General features: G+C 49.8%; 22 protein-coding genes and 1 rRNA gene. 4 read left to right on the top strand and 19 right to left on the bottom strand.

Going from position 1 to position 24,474, the window contains the following annotated elements:
• Positions 1 to 97: ribosomal RNA gene (gene rrf / locus A1WG_RS22645) — 5S ribosomal RNA — on the top strand; the annotation flags it as partial.
• Between the two features lie 63 nt (positions 98 to 160).
• Here the strand turns inward: rrf and A1WG_RS14985 are convergent.
• From A1WG_RS14985 to acrE, 7 genes are all read right to left on the bottom strand, one after another.
• Positions 161 to 919: an amino acid ABC transporter ATP-binding protein gene (locus A1WG_RS14985; RefSeq protein WP_001517196.1), complete on the bottom strand. Its 759-nt coding sequence runs from the start codon at positions 917 to 919 to the stop codon at positions 161 to 163.
• Between the two features lie 7 nt (positions 920 to 926).
• On the bottom strand, positions 927 to 2,030 hold the full coding sequence (locus A1WG_RS14990) for an amino acid ABC transporter permease (RefSeq protein ID WP_001517195.1): 1,104 nt from the start codon (positions 2,028 to 2,030) through the stop codon (positions 927 to 929).
• 9 nt (positions 2,031 to 2,039) lie between these two features.
• Positions 2,040 to 3,221 (bottom strand): amino acid ABC transporter permease, encoded by a 1,182-nt coding sequence (locus A1WG_RS14995; RefSeq protein WP_000019641.1) that lies wholly within the window; start codon positions 3,219 to 3,221, stop codon positions 2,040 to 2,042.
• 67 nt (positions 3,222 to 3,288) lie between these two features.
• Positions 3,289 to 4,314, bottom strand: a complete 1,026-nt coding sequence (locus A1WG_RS15000) for an amino acid ABC transporter substrate-binding protein (RefSeq protein ID WP_000738562.1) — start codon at positions 4,312 to 4,314, stop codon at positions 3,289 to 3,291.
• Between the two features lie 429 nt (positions 4,315 to 4,743).
• A complete protein-coding gene (locus tag A1WG_RS15005) occupies positions 4,744 to 4,965 on the bottom strand; it encodes a lipoprotein (RefSeq protein WP_000825670.1) in 222 nt (73 codons plus the stop codon).
• A gap of 251 nt (positions 4,966 to 5,216) precedes the next feature.
• Positions 5,217 to 8,321, bottom strand: a complete 3,105-nt coding sequence (gene acrF / locus A1WG_RS15010; RefSeq protein ID WP_001273298.1) for a multidrug efflux RND transporter permease subunit AcrF — start codon at positions 8,319 to 8,321, stop codon at positions 5,217 to 5,219.
• A gap of 11 nt (positions 8,322 to 8,332) precedes the next feature.
• Complete coding sequence (gene acrE, locus A1WG_RS15015; protein WP_001517194.1) at positions 8,333 to 9,490, bottom strand: multidrug efflux RND transporter periplasmic adaptor subunit AcrE; 1,158 nt, start codon at positions 9,488 to 9,490, stop codon at positions 8,333 to 8,335.
• A gap of 395 nt (positions 9,491 to 9,885) precedes the next feature.
• On the opposite strand from acrE, the gene envR reads away from it, so the two are divergent.
• On the top strand, positions 9,886 to 10,548 hold the full coding sequence (gene envR / locus A1WG_RS15020) for an acrEF/envCD operon transcriptional regulator (RefSeq protein ID WP_001129527.1): 663 nt from the start codon (positions 9,886 to 9,888) through the stop codon (positions 10,546 to 10,548).
• 2 nt (positions 10,549 to 10,550) lie between these two features.
• Here the strand turns inward: envR and A1WG_RS15025 are convergent, their stop codons facing one another.
• The 12 genes from A1WG_RS15025 to A1WG_RS15080 all read right to left on the bottom strand — a co-directional run bounded on the left by A1WG_RS15025 (position 10,551) and on the right by A1WG_RS15080 (position 20,990).
• Positions 10,551 to 10,730 (bottom strand): DUF2556 family protein, encoded by a 180-nt coding sequence (locus A1WG_RS15025; protein ID WP_001517193.1) that lies wholly within the window; start codon positions 10,728 to 10,730, stop codon positions 10,551 to 10,553.
• A gap of 83 nt (positions 10,731 to 10,813) precedes the next feature.
• Positions 10,814 to 11,698: an adenine-specific DNA-methyltransferase gene (gene yhdJ, locus A1WG_RS15030; RefSeq protein ID WP_001258882.1), complete on the bottom strand. Its 885-nt coding sequence runs from the start codon at positions 11,696 to 11,698 to the stop codon at positions 10,814 to 10,816.
• A gap of 85 nt (positions 11,699 to 11,783) precedes the next feature.
• Positions 11,784 to 12,080, bottom strand: coding sequence for a DNA-binding transcriptional regulator Fis (gene fis, locus A1WG_RS15035; protein WP_000462905.1), 297 nt, complete (start codon positions 12,078 to 12,080; stop codon positions 11,784 to 11,786).
• Between the two features lie 25 nt (positions 12,081 to 12,105).
• Positions 12,106 to 13,071, bottom strand: a complete 966-nt coding sequence (gene dusB / locus A1WG_RS15040; RefSeq protein ID WP_024191912.1) for a tRNA dihydrouridine synthase DusB — start codon at positions 13,069 to 13,071, stop codon at positions 12,106 to 12,108.
• Between the two features lie 328 nt (positions 13,072 to 13,399).
• A complete protein-coding gene (prmA, locus tag A1WG_RS15045; protein ID WP_001517191.1) occupies positions 13,400 to 14,281 on the bottom strand; it encodes a 50S ribosomal protein L11 methyltransferase in 882 nt (293 codons plus the stop codon).
• A gap of 11 nt (positions 14,282 to 14,292) precedes the next feature.
• Positions 14,293 to 15,744 carry a sodium/pantothenate symporter gene (panF, locus tag A1WG_RS15050; protein ID WP_001175693.1) on the bottom strand — a complete coding sequence of 484 codons (1,452 nt, stop codon included), beginning with the start codon at positions 15,742 to 15,744 and terminating at the stop codon, positions 14,293 to 14,295.
• Entirely contained in the window at positions 15,734 to 15,976 is a 243-nt protein-coding gene (locus A1WG_RS15055; protein WP_000381177.1) for a YhdT family protein, read from the bottom strand. Before A1WG_RS15055 ends, panF begins: the two co-directional genes overlap by 11 nt.
• A 108-nt stretch (positions 15,977 to 16,084) precedes the next feature.
• On the bottom strand, positions 16,085 to 17,434 hold the full coding sequence (accC, locus tag A1WG_RS15060; protein WP_000884623.1) for an acetyl-CoA carboxylase biotin carboxylase subunit: 1,350 nt from the start codon (positions 17,432 to 17,434) through the stop codon (positions 16,085 to 16,087).
• Between the two features lie 10 nt (positions 17,435 to 17,444).
• Positions 17,445 to 17,915, bottom strand: a complete 471-nt coding sequence (gene accB / locus A1WG_RS15065) for an acetyl-CoA carboxylase biotin carboxyl carrier protein (protein WP_000354618.1) — start codon at positions 17,913 to 17,915, stop codon at positions 17,445 to 17,447.
• A 398-nt stretch (positions 17,916 to 18,313) separates the two neighbouring features.
• Complete coding sequence (msrQ, locus tag A1WG_RS15070; protein WP_001240070.1) at positions 18,314 to 18,913, bottom strand: protein-methionine-sulfoxide reductase heme-binding subunit MsrQ; 600 nt, start codon at positions 18,911 to 18,913, stop codon at positions 18,314 to 18,316.
• Positions 18,914 to 19,918 carry a protein-methionine-sulfoxide reductase catalytic subunit MsrP gene (gene msrP, locus A1WG_RS15075; RefSeq protein ID WP_000723884.1) on the bottom strand — a complete coding sequence of 335 codons (1,005 nt, stop codon included), beginning with the start codon at positions 19,916 to 19,918 and terminating at the stop codon, positions 18,914 to 18,916. It lies immediately after the preceding gene.
• A 97-nt stretch (positions 19,919 to 20,015) separates the two neighbouring features.
• A complete protein-coding gene (locus A1WG_RS15080) occupies positions 20,016 to 20,990 on the bottom strand; it encodes an acrylyl-CoA reductase (NADPH) (protein ID WP_001148445.1) in 975 nt (324 codons plus the stop codon).
• Between the two features lie 151 nt (positions 20,991 to 21,141).
• On the opposite strand from A1WG_RS15080, the gene csrD reads away from it, so the two are divergent.
• Together csrD and mreB are read left to right on the top strand one after the other, a co-directional pair.
• Positions 21,142 to 23,082, top strand: a complete 1,941-nt coding sequence (csrD, locus tag A1WG_RS15085; RefSeq protein WP_001517189.1) for an RNase E specificity factor CsrD — start codon at positions 21,142 to 21,144, stop codon at positions 23,080 to 23,082.
• Between the two features lie 304 nt (positions 23,083 to 23,386).
• Entirely contained in the window at positions 23,387 to 24,430 is a 1,044-nt protein-coding gene (gene mreB / locus A1WG_RS15090; RefSeq protein WP_000913396.1) for a rod shape-determining protein MreB, read from the top strand.
• Positions 24,431 to 24,474: the final 44 nt, after the last annotated feature.

Raw genomic sequence — 24,474 nt, 5'->3', positions numbered from 1 at the left:
TGGTCCCACCTGACCCCATGCCGAACTCAGAAGTGAAACGCCGTAGCGCCGATGGTAGTGTGGGGTCTCCCCATGCGAGAGTAGGGAACTGCCAGACATCAAATAAAGCAGAAGGCCATCCGAAAGGATGGCCTTTTTGCATTTTGAAACCATATCCAATTTAATGGATTACCTGCGATAAAAACGCCTGCGTGCGTTCCGATTTCGGATGTGCAAAAAACTCATCCGGCGCGGCCTGCTCAACAATCTCTCCGCGATCCATAAAAATGACCTTGTCAGCAACAGTGCGGGCAAATCCCATCTCATGCGTTACACACAGCATTGTCATACCTGACTGTGCCAGTCCAATCATCGTATCCAGCACTTCTTTCACCATCTCCGGATCGAGCGCCGACGTGGGTTCATCAAACAACATGATCTTGGGTTTCATGCAGAGTGAACGAGCTATGGCAACGCGTTGCTGCTGACCACCGGATATCTGTCCGGGAAACTTCTGTGCATGTTCGGCAATTCGTACTCTCTCAAGGTAATGCATCGCCAGAGCTTCAGCCTCTTTCTTCGGCATCTTGCGTACCCAAATCGGCGCCAGGGTACAGTTCTGTAAAACGGTCAGATGTGGGAAGAGATTGAAATGTTGAAAGACCATTCCTACTTCTTGCCTGACACGCTCAATATTGCGGATATCTTCGTTAAGTTCGATGCCATCCACTATGATTCTTCCCTGTTGATGTTCTTCCAGGTGATTAATACAACGGATGGTTGTCGATTTCCCGGAACCAGAAGGGCCACACAGAACGATTCGTTCCCCCGGTTGCACGATTAAATTTATATTCTTCAGGACATGGAATTGCCCATACCATTTGTTAACATTTTCCAGCGTAATCATCGCGTTAGCAGGTTGCAGTAAAATTTGGCTCATAGTGTCCTCAATGCGGTGTACGCTCGGTGTTAAAACGTTTTTCCAGATGTTGGCTATAACGCGACATACTGAAACAGAAGATCCAATAGATCAGTGCAGCGAAGACGTACCCTTCGGTCGACATGCCCAACCAGGCGGGATCAACGGTTGCCTGCTGAACGCTACTGAAAAGATCGAACAACCCGATAATGATCACCAGACTAGTATCTTTGAATAGTGCGATGATGGTGTTTACCAGCCCTGGAATAACCAGTTTTAGTGCCTGTGGCAGAATAACCAGTCCCTGGGTTTTCCAGTAACCCAACGCCAGCGACTCTGCAGCTTCATATTGACCTTTGGGGAGCGCCTGCAATCCACCTCGCACCACTTCCGCAACATAAGCGGACTGGAACAGGATCACTCCGACTAATGCACGGATCAGTTTGTCGATGCTGGTGCCTTCTGCCATAAATAACGGCAGCATCACTGACGACATAAACAACACGGTGATCAGCGGTACGCCACGCCAGAACTCGATAAAAATGACGGATAAGATACGCACAATCGGCATATGAGAACGGCGGCCTAACGCCAATAAAATCCCCCACGGCAGCGCCCCTGCAATCCCAACTGATGCAATAATCAAAGTAAGTGTTAGCCCACCCCATTGCCGGGTTTCAACTCGCTCAAGACCAAGAAAACCACCATACATTAGCCACCAGACAATAAGCGGGTAAATCACCGCCCATACCGCAATATAGCGACCGCGATGGGGGAGTATTTTCCAGAACATTGGTGCAATCGAAATCAGGCCAATCAGTAATGCCAGATTAATTCGCCAGCGTTGGTCGTGTGGGTAAAGCCCATACATAAACTGGCCAAATCGCTCGTGGATGAAGACCCAGCAGGCACCTGCTTTTGTACAGTCTGCGCGGGTTGACCCAACCCAGTTAGCCTGCAAAAAAGCCCAGTTCAGCAACGGTGGAATCAATTCCCACATCAGCCACAGGCAACCAATGGTCAGCAGACTATTACTCCAGCTTGAGAACAGATTTTTGCGCGCCCAAACTATAACGCGGCTTGGGTTATGGTTCGCCGGGCGCGGGGGATGAGACAGCAATACTTTCGTCATCATGACTCCTTAGCGTTCAACGATTGCGATACGGCGGTTATAGATATTCATCAGCAGTGAGATAGTCAGGCTGATAATCAGATAGACCGACATGGTCATGGCTATCGTCTCGATGGCCTGCCCGGTCTGGTTAAGCACGGTGCCGGCAAACAGTGAAACCATATCCGGATAGCCAATAGCGGCGGCAAGAGAAGAGTTTTTGACGATGTTGAGATACTGGCTGGTTAACGGAGGAATAATCACCCGCAGCGCCTGCGGAATAATCACCTGACGTAGTGTGACAGTATTGGGTAATCCCAGCGATCGGGCTGCTTCGTGTTGGCCATAAGGCACAGCCTGAATCCCTGCGCGGATAATCTCAGCGATAAATGCAGAGGTATAGACCGAAAGCGCCAACGTTAAGGCAGCCAGTTCAGGGATCAGCACCATACCACCGCGGAAGTTAAACCCTTGTAGGGCTGGAATGTTCCAGTGAAGTGCTGTGCCAAAAAGCCATTGCGCCAGCAAAGGTAAACCAATGATCATCACAGCGGCGACAGGCCATGTGCGACGTAGTTGACCGGTTTTTATCTGGTACGTTTTGTTGAAGCGAAATAGCCCAACAGAAATGGCTATAGCCATCACAACGGTCACGATAAACGCAAGAAATCCATCTCCCAGTTGCGGTGAGGGAATGTAAAGCCCGCGATTGCTCAAAAAGGCCAGATCAAACGCACTCACTGCCTGTCGCGGTCCGGGCAAATTGCGCAACACGGCAAAGTACCAGAAGAAGATTTGCAACAGCGGCGGAATATTACGGAAGATCTCAATATAAATTGTGGATAACTTTCGCAGTAACCAGTTCTCTGAAAGTCGCGCTAATCCAATAAAGAAGCCCAGAACAGAAGCGAACACAATACACAATGCTGAAACCAGTAGCGTATTGAGCAAACCGACAATAAAAACGCGTCCGTAGGTATCGCCCTGCTGGTAATCGATCAAATGCTGGACGATACCGAAGCCAGCGCCACGATCAAGAAAGGCAAACCCTGATGTAATGCCACGATTGCTTAGATTCGTCACGGTATTGTGAAATAGCCAACTAACAATGCCGACGACGGCAACAACGGCAAGGATTTGGAATAACCAGGCGCGAACCACAGGGTTGGCAAAGGAGAGTGAGCCTTTAACAGTTGGGCGGCGATGAGACATAGAAACCTCGAAAACCATAACGCTAAAGAGAGCGCCGCTGTAGCGACGCTCGTTACCTCACACTTACTTAACGCACGGGCGGTGCATATTGGATGCCACCGTTATTCCAGAGGTTATTTTGACCCCGTTTAATTTTCAGCGGACTTTCGGAGCCGACGTTGCGCTCAAAAATTTCCGAGTAATTACCTACCTGTTTGATGATGTTGTAGGCCCACTTGTTATCCAGTTTCAGATCCTTACCGTAATCGCCTTCTTTACCCAGTAGGTGCGCCATATCTGGTGTTGCCGGATTTGCTGCTTTTTCATCGACGTTCTGTGAATTAACGCCCATCTCTTCAGCATTCAGCATGGCGAACAGGGTCCAGCGCACAATAGAAAACCATTCGTCATCGCCACGACGAACCACCGGGCCAAGCGGTTCTTTAGAGATAACTTCCGGCAGAACAATCCATTCGGCAGGGTTACTTAATTTGATACGCAAGGCATACAGTTGTGATTGATCCGAAGCCAGAGTATCGCAGCGACCAGACTCCAGTGCCTTCGCGGATTCGTCAGAGCGATCGAAAGTCACTGGCGTGTACTTCATATTGTTTGCCTTGAAGTAATCGGCAACGTTGAGTTCGGTATCCGTACCCGCCTGAATACAGACAGTTGCGCCATCAAGTTCCTTCGCGCTTTTTAACCCTGCTTTGTCATGTGTCAGGAAACCAATGCCGTCGTAATAAGTGACGCCAGTAAATACCATTCCCATGCCTGCGTCGCGAGATGAAGTCCAGGTCGTATTACGGGAGAGTAAGTCCACTTCTCCGGATTGCAATGCAGTAAAGCGTTCTTTTGCGGTGAGCGGCGTATATTTCACTTTCGTGTCGTCGCCAAATACAGCAGCGGCAACACCACGACAAACATCAACATCAATACCAGAAAACTTACCGTCTGCATCAGCATAAGAGAACCCCGGTAATCCGTCGCTGATCCCGCATTGCACAAAACCTTTTTTCTTTACAGCATCGAGCGTCGCGCCAGCATGCGCCTGATTTGCAACGGCAAGCAGCACGCTGGCGGCAGCCAGTGTGGCTATCATCATCTTTTTCATAATGCTTCCTGTAAGGCGAAAATTATCGTTATAGAACGTTTGGGAAACGTTTTTTACCTGTCTGTGGCCATCCTCTTATAAGCAAAAGTAGTGCCAGTTTTTGCGCACGATTCCGCGACGCAATAAGCAGAGTGTAGACAGGAAATAATAGAAACAGCGCCCCGCAATGGTGCGAAAATGAAACATGCGCCACATTTTGGCGCAAAATATTTACGCGTATTTTACTAAGCAGAATAATGATTATTAGCGTGAGTATCAGAAGGGATGATGTTATTGAAAAATAAATTCATGCGTTATTTCGATAGAAAGGCAAGCGACGAGATAAAATGCTTAATTAAAAGGGAATTAGCCAGCGGAATATAGCAATGTTTAACGTATAGAAAGATTCTGTATCGTTAAACAGAGCGCGGAAGTCCGCGCTCTGTTCAGTTATTTTGACAGAGCAATAATCCCCATTGTCAGGCCAGCGACAGCCGCTGCCCCGCCAGCAATAGCTCCGGCAGTTTCCCAGTTATCCTGCGTCGTACCTTTCATACAGGTATTGGTGTGAACCAGACGGCCCTGATCGTCATAAACCGGAACGCAAGGGGAATCGTGAGCACAACCCGCCAGCAATGCGGTGAGCAATGCCACAGAAATTAATCTTTTCATGATGTTACCTCAATAATAACGCTATCGCTTAATAAGTGAATTCTCTTATTAACGATCTGGATATTATTTTATCATTGGTAGTTATAATTCTTTTAGGATGAATAATGACAAATTATGTGAATTGTAAAAATAGTGAAGGGAGAAGGTGCAAATGAGTTGCTGGTTATAGAAAAAATAATGCTTATCCTATTAATTATTCTCATTTTTCCAGAAAATTTAAAAGGCGTCGAAGACGCCTTTATGTTTCTGATTTACCCTTTGAAGCAACGGCGGATCACGACAAAGAACACCGGCACGAAGAAAATAGCCAGCAATGTTGCAGAGACCATGCCACCCATTACACCGATACCCACTGCGTTCTGAGCGCCGCTCCCGGCACCGTTACTGATAGCCAGCGGCAACACGCCGAGTATAAATGCGAGGGATGTCATCAGGATAGGTCGCAGACGCATGCGCACCGCCATTAGCGTTGCTTCGATAACGCCTTTACTTTCTTTCTCCATCAGGTCTTTGGCGAACTCAACAATCAAAATGGCGTTTTTGGCTGATAAGCCAATTGTCGTTAACAAGCCCACCATAAAATAAACGTCATTTTTCTGATTAAAGAGTGTTGCAGCCAGCAGTACACCGACAATCCCTAATGGCACGACCAGCATAACCGAGACGGGAATTGACCAGCTTTCATAGAGCGCCGCAAGGCACAGGAAAACCACCAGGAAGGAGATTGCTACCAGGGCAGGAGCCTGGTTACCCGATAAGCGTTCCTGATACGACATCCCCGTCCAGTCATAACCAATGCCGGCAGGTAATTTTGACGCAAGATTTTCCATCAGCGCCATCGCATCACCGGAACTGGTTCCTGGCGCGGCTTCCCCCTGAATCTCCATTGAAGGCAGGCCGTTGTAGCGTTCCAGTCGCGGAGAACCATACACCCAATGTGCAGTGGTAAAGGCAGAGAATGGCACCATTTCACCGTTGGCGCTGCGGACATAAAGTTTATCGACATCTTCTGGCAGCATACGGAATTTTGCATCAGCCTGAACGTACACTTTTTTTACCCGTCCACGGTCGATGAAGTCGTTAACGTAAGTTCCGCCCAACGCCGTAGAAATGGTCTGATTGATATCAGAAAGCGAAACGCCTAATGCCTGTGCCTTTTCCTGGTCAACTTCAAGTTTGAACTGCGCGGTATCTTCCAGACCATTGGGACGTACACTGACTAAGCTGTCAGGATGTTGCGCCGCCATACCAAGCAACTGGTTGCGGGCCTGGGTTAGGGCATCGTGCCCCAGACCGGCCTGATCGATTAACTCAAAGTCGAATCCCGTTGCTGTGCCCAGTTCAACAATGGCTGGCATATTGAACGGAATGACAAAACCGTCGCGGATCTTGCCCAGCTCCATTTTGGCACGGTGGATAACTGCTTCCGCGCTGTTTTCATCGCCACCACGCTTTTCCCACGGTTTCAGGCTGACGAAGGCCATCCCGGCGTTTTGTGCCTGGCCGCTGAAGCTAAATCCGTTAACCGTAAAGACGCTTTCAACGTTCGCTTTCTCGTTCTTCAGATAGTAATCCGTCACTTGATCCAACACTTTTTGCGTCCGCTCTTGCGTCGCGCCAGCAGGAAGTTGAATCATGGTCAGAAAGACCCCCTGATCTTCTTCCGGCAAAAAGGAAGAAGGGAGACGTAAAAACAACACTACCATTCCGGCAACTATCAGCGCATAGATCAGTAAATATCGCCCTGTGGAACCGAGGATTTTGCCAACGCTATTGGTATAGTGGTTAACGCTATGATCGAAAGTGGTATTAAACCAGCCGAAGAAACCGCTCTTTTTATCGTGATGTTCGGCAGAGACTGGTTTGAGTAGCGTTGCGCATAATGCAGGGGTGAGAATCAATGCCACCAGTACGGAAAGCGCCATTGCCGAAACAATGGTGATAGAAAACTGGCGATAAATTGCCCCTGTGGAACCGCCGAAGAATGCCATCGGAATAAAAACCGCTGACAGCACCATCGCAATACCCACCAGTGCGCCCTGAATTTGCGACATCGATTTTTCCGTCGCTTCTTTTGGCGGGAGATTATCCTCCATCATCACGCGCTCGACGTTCTCTACCACCACTATCGCATCATCGACGAGCAGCCCGATGGCAAGCACCATTCCAAACATTGTTAGTGTGTTGATGGAGTAACCAAAAGCGGCGAGGATGGCAAACGTCCCTAACAGCACTACGGGCACAGCAATGGTGGGGATCAGCGTTGCTCGCATATTCTGCAAGAACAGATACATCACCAGAAACACCAGGATAATGGCTTCAACCAGCGTTTTTACCACTTCGTGAATAGAAAGCTGGACGAATGGCGTGGTGTCATAAGGGTAGAGAACCTTCATTCCCTGCGGGAAGAATGGCTGTAATTCTGCCAGTTTCGCCTTAATGGCTTTCGCCGTATCGAGGGCGTTCGCGCCAGTGGCTAGTTTAATACCCAGACCCGCTGCCGGTTTACCGTTGATACGGGCGATGACGTTATAGTTTTCACCACCAAGCTCAACACGGGCGACATCTTTCAGGCGAACCACTGAACCGTCGCTGTTCACGCGCAGGGTGACTTTGCTGAACTCTTCCGGATTTTTTAACCGGGTCTGAGCAATAATCGAGGCGTTCAACTGTTGCCCAGGCAACGCTGGTGTTCCGCCCAGTTGCCCGGCAGCTATCTGATCGTTCTGCACTTTCAACTGGTTAATCACATCAACCGGTGTCAGTTTATATTTGTTTAGCAGGTCGGCGTCCAGCCAGATACGCATCGCATACTGTGCGCCAAAGAGTTGCACGTCACCAACGCCATTCAGGCGGCTAAGCGTATCTTTAACGTTAGAGGCCACATAGTCCGAGATATCGTCCTGAGTGGTACTGGGATTATCAGAGACAAAACCTGCCACCATCAAATAACTGCTACTGGACTTTTCAACGCTAATCCCCTGTTGTTGAACTTCCTGCGGCAGCAACGGCGTGGCAAGTTGGAGTTTGTTCTGCACCTGGACTTGCGCGATATCTGGATCTGTCCCTGACTGGAAAGTGAGGGTAATTGTTACGCTACCGGCGGAATCGCTGGTGGAGGACATATACATCAGGTTATCGATACCATTCATATTCTGTTCGATAACCTGCGTCACCGTATCCTGTACGGTCTGTGCATCAGCACCCGGATAGTTTGCCGAAACAGAAACCGCAGGCGGCGCAATGGTTGGGTATTGGGCGATAGGTAATTGTAGGATCGCCAGTACGCCTGCCATCATCAGAATAATGGCCAGCACCCATGCAAATATCGGTCGTCGAATAAAAAAGTTTGCCATGTCTGATTGCCTTACTTCGACGCAGTATCTGCGGGGGTATCGGTCGTGGCTTTAACCTGTTCTCCCGGACGCGCTTTTTGCAGACCGCTGACAATGACTTGATCGCCAGATTTCAGCCCTTCGCTAATTAACCATTTATCGCCAATCGCCTGGCTGGCAACGACTGGACGCGCTTCAACCTGACTTTTCTCATTCACAATCAGCACGGTTGCATCGCCACGCGGTGTGCGGCTGACGCCTTGTTGCGGAATAAGAATGGCATCAGGTTGTACACCTTCATCAATCCGGGCGCGCACAAACATACCCGGCAGAAGCGTATGCTGTGGGTTAGGGAAAACCGCACGTAGGGTTATGGAACCAGTGCTTTCATCCACGGTCACATCGGAGAATTGCAGTGTGCCTTTCAGGGGATAAGTTTGACCGTTTTCCATGACCAGCTCTACGTTGCTGGTGGTGTTTTCCTTATGTAAATTTCCTTGCTCTACGGACTGCTTCAGTCTCATGAAATCGTTGCTTGATTGGGTCACATCGACGTAGATAGGATCGAGTTGCTGGACAGTCGCCAGTTCAGTCGTTTGCCCGTTAGTGACGAGAGCACCTTCGGTCACAGTCGATTTGCCGATACGTCCGCTAATTGGCGCGGTTACTTTGGTATAAGCGAGATTGATGCGGGCGCTTTCGACCGTGGCTTTTGCGGCAATCACGGCGGCATCGGCCTGGCGGGCATCAGCAATGGCCTGATCGTACTCCTGCTGACTGATGTATTTTGTGCCCACGAGCGGAACGTAACGTTTTACCGTCAAATGCGCGATGGAAGCGGCGGCTTCACTTTTCGCCAGTTCACCTTTCGCACTGTCATAACTTGCCTGATAGGTCGCTGGATCAATCTGGTACAGGGACTGACCTGCTTGCACATCGCTGCCTTCAGTGAAATTACGATTTAGTACGATCCCGTTAACCTGTGGGCGAACTTCGGCAATACGGAAAGCGTTGGTACGGCCAGGTAATTCAGTTTTAACTTCTAACGGGGCAGTTTTCACAACATGAACGGTAACCTGCGGTTCACCGACGTGAACTTTCTCTTCTCCCTTATCGTTGCAACCCGCGATTAACGCTGCGGAGATCATGATAAAGGGGGGCAGGAGGAAAAACCTGGCATATTTCGTCATTACTATTCCTCAAAAAAACAAAAGCGCGTTATTTGCCAGAAAAAGGCAACGCGTTAACTCGCAGAAATAAAAATACAGTTCGCTATCCTACAAATTATCGTCCGGCGATGTAATAAATAGTTATGAATACTGGCCTCTCAAGGCACATAAACACAAAAATAGATTCGTGTTCTAATGTTTTGTTTTGATGTGAATTGAAGGGAGAGGAATTGTTTTGACGCAAATTGAAACGTACATTCATTAAATAAATGTATTCTACGTCAATAATGGATTTTGTTTATTTGACGATTTATAGCAGGTGAATTTTAGCCTCTCGTATAAATAAATATTGGGTGATACATTACCTTTCATTATTTCCTTTATGTCTAATGTATTTATTTCCTGAATAATTAATCATGGCAAAAAGAACCAAAGCTGAAGCTCTGAAGACCCGGCAAGAACTGATTGAAACCGCCATCGCCCAGTTTGCGCAGCATGGTGTAAGCAAGACGACGCTCAATGATATCGCTGATGCTGCCAACGTCACGCGTGGCGCTATCTACTGGCATTTCGAAAACAAGACCCAACTGTTTAATGAGATGTGGCTGCAACAGCCTTCATTGCGGGAGTTAATTCAGGAGCGGTTGACGGCAGGGGCAGAGCATAACCCGTTTCAGCAATTGCGTGAAAAACTGATTGTTGGCTTGCAATATATTGCCGAAATTCCACGCCAACAAGCATTACTGCAAATTTTATATCACAAATGTGAATTTAATGATGAGATGCTGGCAGAGGCCGTAATACGCGAGAAGATGGGGTTTAATCCGCAGATTCTGCGCGAAATATTGCAGGCATGTCAGCAACAAGGCTGTGTGGAAAATAATCTCGATTTAGATGTAGTGATGATTATTATTGAGGGTGCTTTCTGCGGAATTGTCAAAAACTGGTTAATGAATATGGCGGGTTACGATCTTTATAAACACGCACCCGCCTTAGTCGATAACGTATTAAGAATGTTCATACCAGATAAAAATGTAGCAAAACTAATTCATAAAACAAATGAATTAGATATCGTATAAGCTTACATTCTGTTGTAGAAATCCAGTTCGTCACAGTTAACCAGTTTAAGTGGATTAACCGAATTCATATTGCGGCATTTGTCTGTTTCTGTAGCCAACAGCTCAATCCATTGCATCAGTAAAGTATCAAACAGAAAAACGGAGACAGCGAAAACGACGAGCCACCAATACTTGCGAATCATTACCTGAGCCTGTGCATGTTTAACCAAGTCTGGCAGGAAATATACACGAAATGAATAATCTGAAAACCAGGCTTACACTTCCTTTACTTTGCAATGAGATCGGGGTCAACTTCGCTGACCCGGCATCGTTTTGACAGGTTGCCGGTCTTTCTTTTTTTTACTTTCGCCAGCTCTTCCACGGAGTAATGTGACGCGATACCCAGTCGTCGGAGCCCCATCTTGATGTACTCGCTGTTAATCTCAATACCAATGAATTTTCGCCCGGTTGTGACGGCGACCGCGCCGGTGGTAAAACTGCCCGCAAACGGGTCGAGAACGATATCTCCAGGGTTTGAAGAGGCGAGAATAATGCGTTTCAGCAATGCTTCCGGCTTTTGCGTCGGATGGTTTTCATATTCATCCATCAAATAACGCACGCGCGGAAAATCCCAGACGTTGCCCGGTACTTTTTGATTATTGTAAGGCTGCGGAGGATTTTTACGATAATCGATCAACGCGCGCTGCGATCCGGTTTTGGCTTCTACCAGAATAGCATCGCTGTTAAATGTGTAGTTCTTTGCGTCTTTCACCATCATCAGGATAGGTTCGTACATGGAGCCGTAGTGTTTCTTCGCCTGTACCCCAGAACTGTCATATGACCAGACGATGCGACTTTTGATGGTAAAAAGTTTGCGACACTGGATATCGATAAAGGGCATGTTTTCGGTGCTGTTCATGATGTACATGCAGCCCTGTTTTTTAAGGATGCGGTGGCACTCTGCAATCACTTCAAATAGCCAGTTAATAAACAGATCTTCTTTCCATGCTTCGATCAGACCATCAAAATTTTTGCCGATGTTATAAGGCGGGTCGGCAAAGATCAGATCGATGCTCCCGGTGGGGATTTTTTTTAGCTCGGCTAATGCATCACCCTGAATGATCGTTTTTGTTTCATCGCCAAACCGGGTGGGTTCACATCCTGTTCTCATGGTCACTCCCTTTGTGACGCCTATAAAAAAGGCGCTTCCCCATGCCGAGTAGCGCCTTTTTAATCAAGCATTTAGCTAACCTGAATTAGTTCATGCCGTACTTTTTCAGTTTTTTACGCAGTGTACCACGGTTGATGCCCATCATCAGCGCAGCACGGGTCTGATTACCACGGGTGTATTGCATCACCATGTCCAACAGGGGCTGTTCTACTTCAGCCAGTACCAGCTCATAGAGGTCATTAACATCCTGACCATTCAGTTGAGCAAAATAGTTCTTCAGTGCCTGTTTAACCGAGTCACGCAGGGGTTTTTGGGTTACCTGATCCTGAGAGTTAACGGTAGAAACGGTCAGTACGTCAGAATTTACGCGTTGTTCGAACATAGTTCTGTCAGCTCTTTATTTCTGTTTACGCAAAATTTTCGAAGTATGCCTCCAACGCCTCCAGCTGTTCGCTGGCATCCTCAATGGCGTTGAATGTGCGCCGAAACTGGTCATTTGGAGCGTGTTCCTGGAGATACCAGGAAACGTGTTTACGTGCAATTCGGTAACCTTTCGCCGGACCATAAAAGTCATGCAGTTCCCGAACATGCGCGCAAAGCAAGCGCTTAACCTCTGCCAAAGGCAGCGGGGGCAGCAACTCCCCAGTGTCCAGATAATGCTGGATTTCCCGAAAGATCCAGGGTCTTCCCTGAGCTGCGCGGCCTATCATCAGGGCATCCGCCCCTGTATAGTCGAGCACAGCTCTGGCTTTAAGCGGGTCAGTAATGTCGCCATTCGCGATAACCGGAATGGAAACTTTCTGCTTAACTGCCCGAATACTGTCGTATTCAGCTTCTCCATTGAACAAACAGGCGCGTGTACGACCATGAATGGTCAGAGCCTGAATGCCACAGTCTTCAGCCAGTTGGGCAATCTCTTCGCAGTTACGGTGTTCCGGCGCCCAACCGCTGCGAATCTTCAGAGTGACAGGAACGTCCACTGCATTGACGACCTCGGTAAGGATCGATTTAACGACATCCGGGTACTGCAAGAGGGCTGAGCCTGCGAGCTTGCGATTCACTTTTTTAGCCGGGCAACCCATATTGATATCAATAATTTGGGCACCGCTTTCCACGTTAATACGTGCAGCATCCGCCATTTCTTTCGGATCGCTACCGGCAATTTGCACGGTGCGAATACCGGGTTCATCAATGTGCACCATCCGTAAACGAGATTTGTCGCTTTCCCAAACCTGAGGGTTAGAAGACATCATCTCGGATACTGTCAATCCGGCTCCCATCTCGTAGCACAACGTCCGAAAAGGTCTGTCTGTAATGCCAGCCATGGGCGCTGCGATCAGGCGATTTCTGAGCTGATATTGTCCGATGCGCATGAGTTAAGAAATGACCATACTGTGACTGCAAGGCGGCGTATATTACGCATTTTTTGCACGAGATGAAAGGCCAAACTTTGACCAATCCTCTGAGATGGATCAAAGAATTGCATTTAAAATGAACGCCGCGGAATAATTAGTCATAAAAATCATCACATTAGAAACAAGTGACTAAAATTTGCACTCAAAGAAATTTGAGTAAGTTCTCAATTTTTCTTTATGAATGAAAATTCAGGCACGTGAATTTGCTCAAATAATCAGCAAATTCACGTGCCTTTTGTGATGTTGCTCGCACTTCGCGCTACACCACTATGCCGCATTGTGAAGGTTAATTCTTACGACCGGTAATGCGACACCACTCTTCTTTTTCCACAACCGGGTCGAGCGTGAAGCTATCGGCATACGCGTCACAAACGCTCTCTGCCTGGCTTGCCAGGATACCGGAAAGGCCCAGTAAACCGCCTGAAACCGGCAGGACGCTGATTAACGGCGCCAGTTCACGTAACGGGCCTGCGAGAATGTTAGCGACCACCACGTCGGCCTTCATTGCTTCAGGCTGATCTTTCGGGAGATAGAGTTCCAGTCGATCAGAAACACCATTACGTTCAGCATTGTCGCGGCTGGCCTGAATGGCCTGTGGGTCGATATCAATACCAATAGCTTTTGCTGCGCCCAACTTCAGCGCCGCGATAGCCAGAATGCCGGAACCACAGCCAAAGTCGATGACCGTTTTACCGGTTAAATCGAGGCTGTCGAGCCATTGCAGGCACAGAGAGGTGGTTGGATGAGTGCCCGTACCAAACGCCAGACCCGGATCTAACATCACGTTGACAGCATTTTCGTCTGGTACATCGCGCCAGCTTGGACAGATCCACAGACGTTCGCCAAAGCGCATCGGGTGGAAATTATCCATCCACTCGCGTTCCCAGTCTTTATCCTCCAGTTGCTCGATTTTATGCGCGAAGCCCGCGCCGAGTAGCGGATGGTTTTCCAGAATCGCCACAACTTCATTCATGTCTGTTTCTGCGTCAAACAGACCAATCACATCGGTGTCGCCCCACAGGCGAGTTTCGCCCGGCAGTGGCTCAAACACTGGCGTATCGTGGGTATCCTGAAAAGTGATAGAAACGGCACCGGCTTCCATCAGCGCATCGCTAAGATCTTCTGCATTCGCGCCGGTGGTGTTCAGTTTCAGTTGGATCCAAGGCATGGCAAAACTCTTTATTTATCAGTAGTCAAAACGGTAGCTTGCGGGACGGATGTACCGAAACGGTTTCCGACCAGGAAAGCCAGCAAACTTAGCAGTAACGAGGGCACGATAGGGTGGAAGCCCAGGTACTGAATATTTAGGGTTGCAAGTACGGCATACAGCACGCCGCCGACGATCATCGCGCTTAGCGCGCCTTTGGCGTTAGCGCGTTCCCAGTAAAGGCCCAGCACCAATGGCCACAGGAAGACGGCTTCAAGACCACCGAAGGCCAGCAAATTTAACCAGATGATCATTTCTGGCGGCTTCCAGGCGGCAAGCAGCAGCAACGCGCCGAGAACCAACGTAATCACCGCCGACATCCGCTTCAGACGCGTCTCGTTTTGCATTTGTTCCGGACGGATATTCAGATAGAGATCTTTAATGATCGTAGCGGAACTTTGCAGCAATTGGGCATTGATCGTCGACATAATCGCGGCCATTGGGGCGGCAAGGAAGATCCCGGCAGCAAACGGCGGCAACACTTTTACCATCAACGTTGGGATCACCAGATCCGGCACGGTGAGATCAGGGATCACCGCGCGGCCTAACGCGCCAGCCAGATGCATACCAAACATCAGGATCGCCACCACAATTGTACCGATGATGATCCCCCGATGTACCGCTTTGCTGTCTTTATAAGAGATACAGCGCACCGCGGTATGCGGCAGGCCAATCACCCCAAAGCACACCAGAACCCAGAACGAAGTCATGAAGGCAGGCGACAGAATATCATCAGCGCCTTGTGGTGTTACCAGTTGCGGATCAATGGATTGTAGCGTCTCTACTGCGTTGCTTAAGCCGCCAGCAGCATGGACCACGCCGACCAGTAGCACAATGGTGCCAATCAGCATCACCAGCCCTTGCATAGTGTCGTTCAGCACACTGGCGCGAAAGCCACCAAAGGCGGTATACAACGCAATACTGATGCCGAAAATCAGCAGGCCGGTTTCATAAGGAATGCCAGCAGCGGTTTCCAGTAGACGCGCACCGCCGATAAACTGCACGGTCATTGCACCAACGAATGCTACCAGCAAACTCAAACTCGCCAGCCACACCAGCAAACGGCTCTGGTAGCGGGCAAACAGCATATCGTTCAGCGTTACCGCATTGTAGCGGCGCGCGAGAATAGCGAACTTCTTGCCGAGAATACCGAGCGAAAGCCAGACAGCAGGTAGCTGAATCATCGCCAGCAATACCCAGCCCAGCCCGTATTTATAAGCAGCGCCGGGTCCGCCGATAAACGAACTGGCGCTGATATAGGTTGCGGTGAGCGTCATCGCCAGCACAATACCGCCCATAGAGCGGCTGCCGAGGAAATACTCATTCAGGAAAGTGCCCGTGTTCCGTTTACGCATCGCATAAACCGAAATCCCGAACACCACCACCAGATAGGCGACCAGCGGTAGAATCACTTCAAGCTGCATCGTCATCCTCCAGCGGAATATCGCGATAGATAAATTTCACCATCGCCCAGCACAGTCCAATAAACAGCAGCGGCGTCAGGATGCAGGCCATCTCAAACCAGCGCGGAAAACCGGTAAAACCGGGGGCAACGCCAGGTAAGTAAGCAGCCACTAACCAAACAAGCAGATACAAAAGGGTCAGCCCCAGCGCCCAGCGCGCCTCTTTATGGGCCTGAACAAAACGAGTGTCCATTTTTTGTCCCTGATGGGTGAAGAAAGCGGGGATTGTACCTTATGGGGCTTGCCGATCCCCAGAAATAAAAAAGGCCGGAAAATCCGGCCTTTTGACGCTGTTGCAGTCTTATTTTTCCTGAAGACCGAGTTTTTTCTCCAGATAGTGGATGTTAGTGCCACCATGCTGGAAGTTCTCGTCGTTCATGATGCGGATCTGCAGATCAACGTTGGTTTTGATACCGTCGATGATTAGCTCCTGCAGCGCATTCTTCATGCGTGCAATCGCCACATCACGGTTTTCACCGTAGCAAATCAGTTTGCCGATCATTGAGTCATAGTACGGCGGCACGGTGTAGCCAGCGTAGATATGAGACTCCCAACGTACGCCAAAACCGCCAGGTGCGTGGAAACGGGTGATTTTGCCCGGGCTTGGCAGGAAGGTGTTTGGATCTTCGGCATTGATACGGCATTCCACCGCATGGCCGCGAACATGAACTTCTTCTTGCTTGATCGACAGCGGTTGACCGGCAGCGATACGCAACTGCTCTTTGATCAGGTCAACGCCGGTGATCATTTCAGTAACCGGGTGTTCTACCTGAATACGGGTGTTCATTTCGATGAAATAGAATTCGCCGTTTTCAAACAGGAATTCGAAAGTACCTGCTCCGCGATAGCCGATATCAACACACGCTTTGGCACAACGTTCGCCAATGTAGCGACGCAGTTCCGGGGTAATGCCCGGTGCTGGCGCTTCTTCGACCACTTTCTGGTGACGGCGCTGCATGGAGCAGTCACGTTCAGCCAGATAGATAGCGTTGCCCTGGCCGTCCGCCAGTACCTGAATCTCGACGTGGCGAGGATTTTCCAGGTATTTCTCCATGTAAACCATATCGTTGCTGAAAGCAGCTTTCGCTTCCGCACGCGTCATGGAGATGGATTGCGCCAGTTCAGCGTCGCTGCGCACTACGCGCATACCGCGACCGCCGCCGCCGCCGGAAGCTTTGATAATTACCGGGTAACCAATGCGTTTAGCAATGGCGCGGTTTTTATCCATATCGTCGCCCAGCGGGCCGTCAGACCCCGGTACACAAGGGACGCCAGCTTTTTTCATCGCGGCAATTGCCGACACTTTGTCACCCATCAGGCGAATGGTGTCTGCTTTCGGGCCGATGAAGATAAAGCCAGAGCGTTCAACCTGCTCAGCAAAATTGGCGTTTTCGGAAAGGAAGCCGTAACCCGGATGGATTGCTACTGCGCCAGTGATTTCAGCGGCGCTGATGATTGCCGGGATGTTCAGATAGCTTTTTACTGACGGAGCAGGGCCAATACAGACCGTTTCATCTGCCAGTAATACGTGTTTTAGGTCGCGATCCGCGCTGGAGTGCACTGCGACAGTCTTGATGCCCAGTTCTTTACAGGCACGAAGAATACGCAATGCAATCTCGCCACGGTTGGCAATAACAATTTTATCCAGCATGTTCGCCTCGTTACTCGATGACGACCAGCGGCTCGTCAAATTCTACCGGTTGTCCACTTTCGACCAGAATTGCTTTCACAGTACCGGATTTGTCTGCTTCGATCTGGTTCATCATTTTCATGGCTTCAACGATGCACAGGGTATCGCCCACGTTCACTTTCTGACCCACTTCGATGAACGCTTTCGCGTCCGGGCTTGGGGTGCGGTAGAAAGTACCAACCATTGGGGAACGTACGATGTGACCACTGATTTCCGCTGCTGCTGGCGCTTCCATGGAAGGAACGGTCGCCGGAGCGGCTGCGTTAGACTGAGCTGGCTGCTGCATCATTGGTGCAGCGTAAGCTTGTTGCATCATCGGGAAACTTGCGGCAGGTGCTGCACGGCTGATGCGTACTGACTCTTCGCCTTCAGAAATTTCCAGTTCAGAGATGCCTGATTCTTCAACCAGCTCGATCAGTTTTTTAATCTTACGAATATCCATGAGTGGGTTCCGTACTCTTTGTTTAGTGTGATTGTGACAGGCGTTTCACCGCCGTCTGTAAAGCGTATGCCCCGACAGTAGCTGTATGCATAGCGATAAATTCCAGCCAGCCGGGACGCCGGTCTATTTTGCCCCAGAGTGTCAATGTGAGACTTGACGGACATTGTGCAGCGATCTGCTGCCATTCTCCGGCAAAAAACAAAATATACCTTCGTTTCGCCATTGTCACCTTTTCCGCAGCTCAAAAACTGCGTCAGGGAGAACGAGGTCGCACATTATAACGATTTCGTAGCAAATGGCAGCTAAATACTGGTCTTATCAGGGAAGATAATCAACAGCTAACATGTAAATAACTTTCAACGCCGCGTATTTTGCAACAAGCCGCACAGTTCATGAAATTAGCGCCACCATTGACGGAACTTCTTATAACGTAAGGCTAAAAGCAGTAAAGCCAGCCCAGCGTAGATGATTGGCTGTGGTGAGATAATCTTTACTGACCACAGATAATGTATGGGGGCCAGGATCGCGACAAGATAGACGAAGTTATGCAATTGTTGCCAGCGTTTGCCTAAGTTTCGCTGCATCGCCTGCGTGGAAGTGAATGTTAAAGCCAGTAAAATCAGCCAACTGATAATTCCGAGCGTTAAATAAGGTCGGGTGACTAATTCCTGACCCAATAACGTCAGATTATTCACTCCCAGCTCCAGCAAGGCATAACTGGTTAAGTGCAGCGTTGCCCAGGCGAAACACCATAAACCCAACAGGCGGCGAGTGCGAATCAATAATGGTTGTTTAGCGTAGCGCGCCAGCGGCGTAACCAACAAGGTCGCCAGCAAGAATTTCAGCGCAGTCCGACCGGTAAAATGCTGAATATCTTTCACCGGATCGGCACTTAATCCACCGTGGTTAATTGCCCACATCAGCCAGACAAACGGCAAAAATCCGGCAAGATGCAGGCAAACTTTCAGCCATGTCACTTGTTTTGCTGTCAGTCGCACTTAGAAATTCTCCCGTAAATCCAGTCCACGATAAAGCGACGCCACTTGATCGGCGTATCCGTTAAACAACAGCGTTGGCTGACGTTGTACATCAAGAATGCCACCTGAACCGATAAACCGTTCGGTAGCCTGCGACCAACGGGGATGATCAACATGCGGATTGACGTTGGCATAAAAGCCGTATTCATCGGGCGCAGCCAGATTCCAGGTGGTTGGCGGACGCTCCCGGGTCAGCTTAATACTGACAATCGATTTAATCCCTTTAAAGCCATATTTCCACGGCACAATCAGCCGTACCGGTGCGCCATTTTGCGGCGGTAACGCCTTGCCATAAACACCAACGGTCATCAGTGTGAGCGGATGCATCGCTTCGTCGAGACGTAATCCTTCTATATAAGGATATTTCAGGCCGCCGCCAATAAACCGGTCCTGCTGGCCTGGCATCTGTTCCGGCGCATAAATGGTTTCGAAGGCGACGTATTTCGCGTTACTGGTCGGTTCTGCCAGTGCCAGCAATTTGTGCAGCGGAAAACCAATCCACGGCACCACCATCGACCATGCTTCTACGCAACGCATACGATAAATCCGCTCTTCCAGCGGGAAACGACGGGTCAGTGCATCATGATCGAGGGTTAACGGTTTAGCGACTTCACCGCTGATTTTCAACGTCCACGGATCAGTTTTCAGACTGCCGGCATTTGCCGCTGGATCGGCTTTATCCAGTCCGAACTCATAGAAGTTGTTATAGCCGGAAACTTTATCTTCCGGCGTCAGTGGCAGGTTATTTTGCCAGGCGGCAGGCCTGCTGAATTCTAATGGCTTTCCGGCTGGTGCGGGCGGGCGATCGTTACCCTTAAACCAGCTAAGCAGGTCGGCATGAGTAGTGGTTGGTAGAGAAAGTGCAGCAGCGCTGATGCCTAACGTTTTCAGAATCTGCCGACGTTGCATAAAAAAAGCCGATTCGGCAGTGACATCGGCTTCTGTAAGTTGACGAATTTTTTTCATAACAGACTCCCGGTATGCTCCTGATTACTATGGCAGGGAGAATGTCAAAGTGCTGCTAAAATTCGTTAACGATATGTAAATTATTTTGTGCGAAATCTTAGCTTATTTTTACCAATGTGCGCCCTTGCACCTGGTTATTAATAATGGCTTCAGCAAACTTCGGAGCATCTGCCAGCGAAATTTCTTTTGCTGCCTGCGAATAGAATGATTCCGGTAGATCTGCGACCAGACGCTGCCAGGCTTGCGCGCGGCGTTCTGGTGGCGTCATGACTGAATCCACCCCTTGTAAACGGACATTACGCAGAATGAACGGCATTACCGTGGTTGGCAGGGCAAAGCCACCCGCCAGACCACAGGCTGCCACACAGCCACCGTAGTTCATTTGTGCCAGTACTTTCGCCAGCACTTTGTCGCCAACAGTATCAATCGCGCCAGCCCAAAGCTGTTTTTCCAGTGGACGGGATTCAGCAAACTCATCGCGCGGCAAAATACGGCTGGCACCTAACCTTTTCAGGTATTCATGGGTACTTTCACGACCAGAAACGGCAACGACCTGATAACCCAACTTATGCAACAGTGCTACGGCCGTACTGCCGACGCCGCCGCTGGCGCCCGTAACGACAATTTCGCCATCCTGCGGATGAATACCGGCATCTTCCAGCGCCATTACGCACAGCATGGCGGTAAACCCGGCAGTACCGATAACCATTGCTTTACGCGCGTCCAGACCTTGCGGCATGGCAACCAGCCAGTCACCTTTCACGCGCGCCTGCTGTGCCAGCCCGCCCCAGTGGTTTTCACCAACGCCCCAACCGGTGAGTAACACTTCCTGACCGGCATGAAAACGAGGATCTTCACTGGCGCGTACGATTCCTGCGAAGTCTATGCCAGGAATCATCGGAAAATTGCGGATGATTTTTCCTTTACCGGTAATCGCCAGCGCATCTTTATAATTCAGGCTCGACCAGTGGACATCGACCGTCACATCGCCTTCCGGCAGGCGACTTGCGTCCAGAGTCTGTACAGATGCGAGGGTTTTGCCGTCCTGCTGTTCTAAAAGTAACGCCTGCATAAGAGGTCCTCATGTGCATGATGGATTGGAAAATAATTTCTGAAGACTATACTCGCTAATGGAAAAGCAAAGCCGATGAAGCGCAATAAATTGCGAGATAAATCTGATTTGCTGGTATGCCCGCGTCCTCACTATCGGAGTTAACACAAGGATGAGATTAACGACGAAATTTTCGGCCTTTGTCACGCTGCTCACCGGGTTAACAATTTTTGTGACTCTGCTGGGCTGCTCGCTTAGTTTCTACAACGCCATTCAGTATAAGTTTAGTCATCGTGTTCAGGCAGTGGCGACGGCGATCGATACCCATCTTGTGTCGAATGACTTCAGCACATTGAGGCCACAAATCAGCGAACTGATGATGTCGGCGGATATCGTTCGCGTGGATCTTTTGCACGATAAAAAACAGGTTTATACCCAGTCCCGCAATGGCAGCTACCGTCCGGTTGGTACTAGCGATCTGTTTCGCGAGCTGACTGTACCGTTGATTAAACATCCGGGGATGTCTCTGCATTTGGTGTATCAGGACCCGATGGGCAACTATTTCCACTCGCTGATGACCACTGCACCGCTCACTGGTGCGATTGGATTTATCATTATTATGCTCTTCCTGGCTGTACGCTGGTTGCAACGGCAACTTGCCGGGCAAGAACTGCTGGAAACCCGCGCCACTCGTATCTTAAACGGTGAGCGCGGCACGAATGTGCTGGGCACAATCTATGAATGGCCGCCAGGGGCCAGCAGTGCACTGGATACGCTGCTTTGCGAAATTCAGAATGCGCGCGAACAGCACAGTCGTCTCGATACGCTGATTCGTTCCTATGCTGCGCAGGATATTAAAACTGGCCTCAATAACCGCCTCTTTTTCGACAACCAACTGGCAACGTTACTGGAAGATCAGGAGAAAGTAGGGACTCACGGGATCGTGATGATGATCCGCCTGCCGGATTTCAATATGTTGAGCGACACCTGGGGGCACAGTCAGGTTGAAGAACAACTCTTTACCCTGACAAATTTGTTATCGACATTTATGATGCGCTATCCGGGGTCGCTGCTGGCACGTTATCACCGTAGCGATTTTGCCGTGCTGTTGCCACACCGGACATTAAAAGAGGCGGAGAGCATTGCCGGGCAATTGATCAAGGCGGTTGATACCTTACCGAGTAATAAAATGCTCGATCGTGATGATATGATTCACATCGGCATCTGTGCCTGGCGTAGTGGGCAGGATACCGAACAGGTGATGGAACATGCTGAATCCGCTACGCGCAATGCGGGATTACAAGGCGGCAACAGTTGGGCCATTTACGATGACTCGTTACCTGAAAAAGGGCGCGGTAACGTTCGTTGGCGTACGCTCATTGAGCAAATGCTTAGCCGCGGCGGCCCGCGTCTTTATCAGAAACCGGCGGTTACCCGTGAGGGGCAGGTTCATCACCGCGAGCTGATGTGCCGCATCTTTGATGGTAATGAAGAGGTCAGCTCGGCGGAATATATGCCGATGGTGTTGCAGTTTGGCTTATCGGAAGAGTATGACCGCCTGCAAGTCAGTCGCCTCATCCCGCTGCTACGCTATTGGCCGCAAGAAAATCTGGCGATTCAGGTCACCGTTGAGTCGTTGATTCGTCCACGTTTCCAGCGTTGGCTACGCGATACGTTGATGCAATGTGAAAAATCGCAACGAAAACGCATAATTATTGAACTTGCAGAGGCTGATGTTGGTCAACATATCGGTCGCTTGCAACCTGTTATTCGTTTAGTGAATGCTTTAGGGGTTCGGGTCGCCGTCAACCAGGCCGGATTGACGCTGGTAAGTACCCGTTGGATCAAAGAACTTAATGTTGAATTACTCAAGCTCCATGCGGGGCTGGTAAGAAACATTGAGAAGCGAACAGAGAATCAATTGTTGGTTCAGAGCATGGTAGAAGCGTGTTCCGGGACCAACACTCAGGTTTACGCTACGGGCGTACGTTCGCGAAGCGAGTGGCAGACCCTGATTCAGCGCGGGGTTTTAGGTGGACAGGGGGATTTTTTCGCGTCCTCACAGCCACTTGATACTAACGTGAAAAAATATTCACAAAGATACTCGGTTTAACCTGCCGTTTGATCCGTTTTCACGTAGAATAATGCGCGCTGCGTTTCACGGGAGCGTGCTTGTCTGTTCGCCAGATTGTTGCAGCACATATGCAGATGAATGACCTTACGCAGTTGCAAACAGGCGAGGAATGCTACTGATGCATTTAGCCTCTCTGGACTCAGGTAGAGATTTGTAACAAAGGAAACAAACTGCACTAATTTTCACCGCAGCAGATGATTTTTGCGCCTTGTCGCTGCTGCGTGTGGTTGGTAAAGTAAGCGGATTTTCTTTTCCGCCCCAGCTTTCAGGATTATCCCTTAGTATGTTGAAAAAATTTCGTGGCATGTTTTCCAATGACTTGTCCATTGACCTGGGTACTGCGAATACCCTTATTTATGTAAAAGGACAAGGCATCGTATTGAATGAGCCTTCCGTGGTGGCCATTCGTCAGGATCGTGCCGGTTCACCGAAAAGCGTAGCTGCAGTAGGTCATGACGCGAAGCAGATGCTGGGCCGCACGCCGGGCAATATCGCTGCCATTCGCCCAATGAAAGATGGCGTTATCGCTGACTTCTTTGTGACTGAAAAGATGCTCCAGCACTTTATCAAACAAGTGCACAGCAACAGCTTTATGCGTCCAAGCCCGCGTGTTCTGGTTTGTGTGCCGGTTGGTGCTACCCAGGTTGAGCGCCGTGCTATTCGTGAATCCGCGCAGGGCGCAGGTGCCCGCGAAGTCTTCCTGATTGAAGAACCGATGGCCGCAGCAATCGGTGCAGGCTTGCCGGTATCTGAAGCAACCGGTTCAATGGTGGTTGATATCGGTGGCGGTACTACTGAAGTTGCCGTTATTTCTCTGAACGGCGTGGTTTACTCCTCTTCTGTACGTATCGGTGGTGACCGCTTCGACGAAGCGATCATCAACTACGTTCGCCGTAACTATGGCTCTTTGATCGGTGAAGCGACCGCAGAACGTATCAAACACGAAATCGGTTCTGCTTATCCGGGCGATGAAGTCCGTGAAATCGAAGTTCGTGGCCGTAACCTGGCAGAAGGTGTGCCACGCGGCTTTACGCTGAACTCCAACGAAATCCTTGAAGCGCTGCAAGAGCCGCTGACCGGCATCGTTAGCGCGGTGATGGTTGCGCTGGAACAGTGTCCGCCGGAACTCGCTTCCGACATCTCCGAGCGCGGAATGGTGCTCACTGGCGGTGGTGCGTTGCTGCGTAACCTTGACCGTTTGTTAATGGAAGAAACCGGCATTCCAGTTGTTGTTGCTGAAGACCCGCTGACCTGTGTGGCGCGTGGTGGCGGCAAGGCGCTGGAAATGATCGACATGCACGGCGGCGACCTGTTCAGCGAAGAGTAATCGGATGCAGGCAGGGGAAGCGTCTGTTTACCCTGCCTGATCTG

This window comes from Escherichia sp. KTE96 (genome assembly GCF_000408525.1).
GTDB classification, from domain to species: Bacteria; Pseudomonadota; Gammaproteobacteria; order Enterobacterales; family Enterobacteriaceae; genus Escherichia; species Escherichia marmotae.
This window is presented reverse-complemented; position numbering and strand designations above follow the sequence as displayed.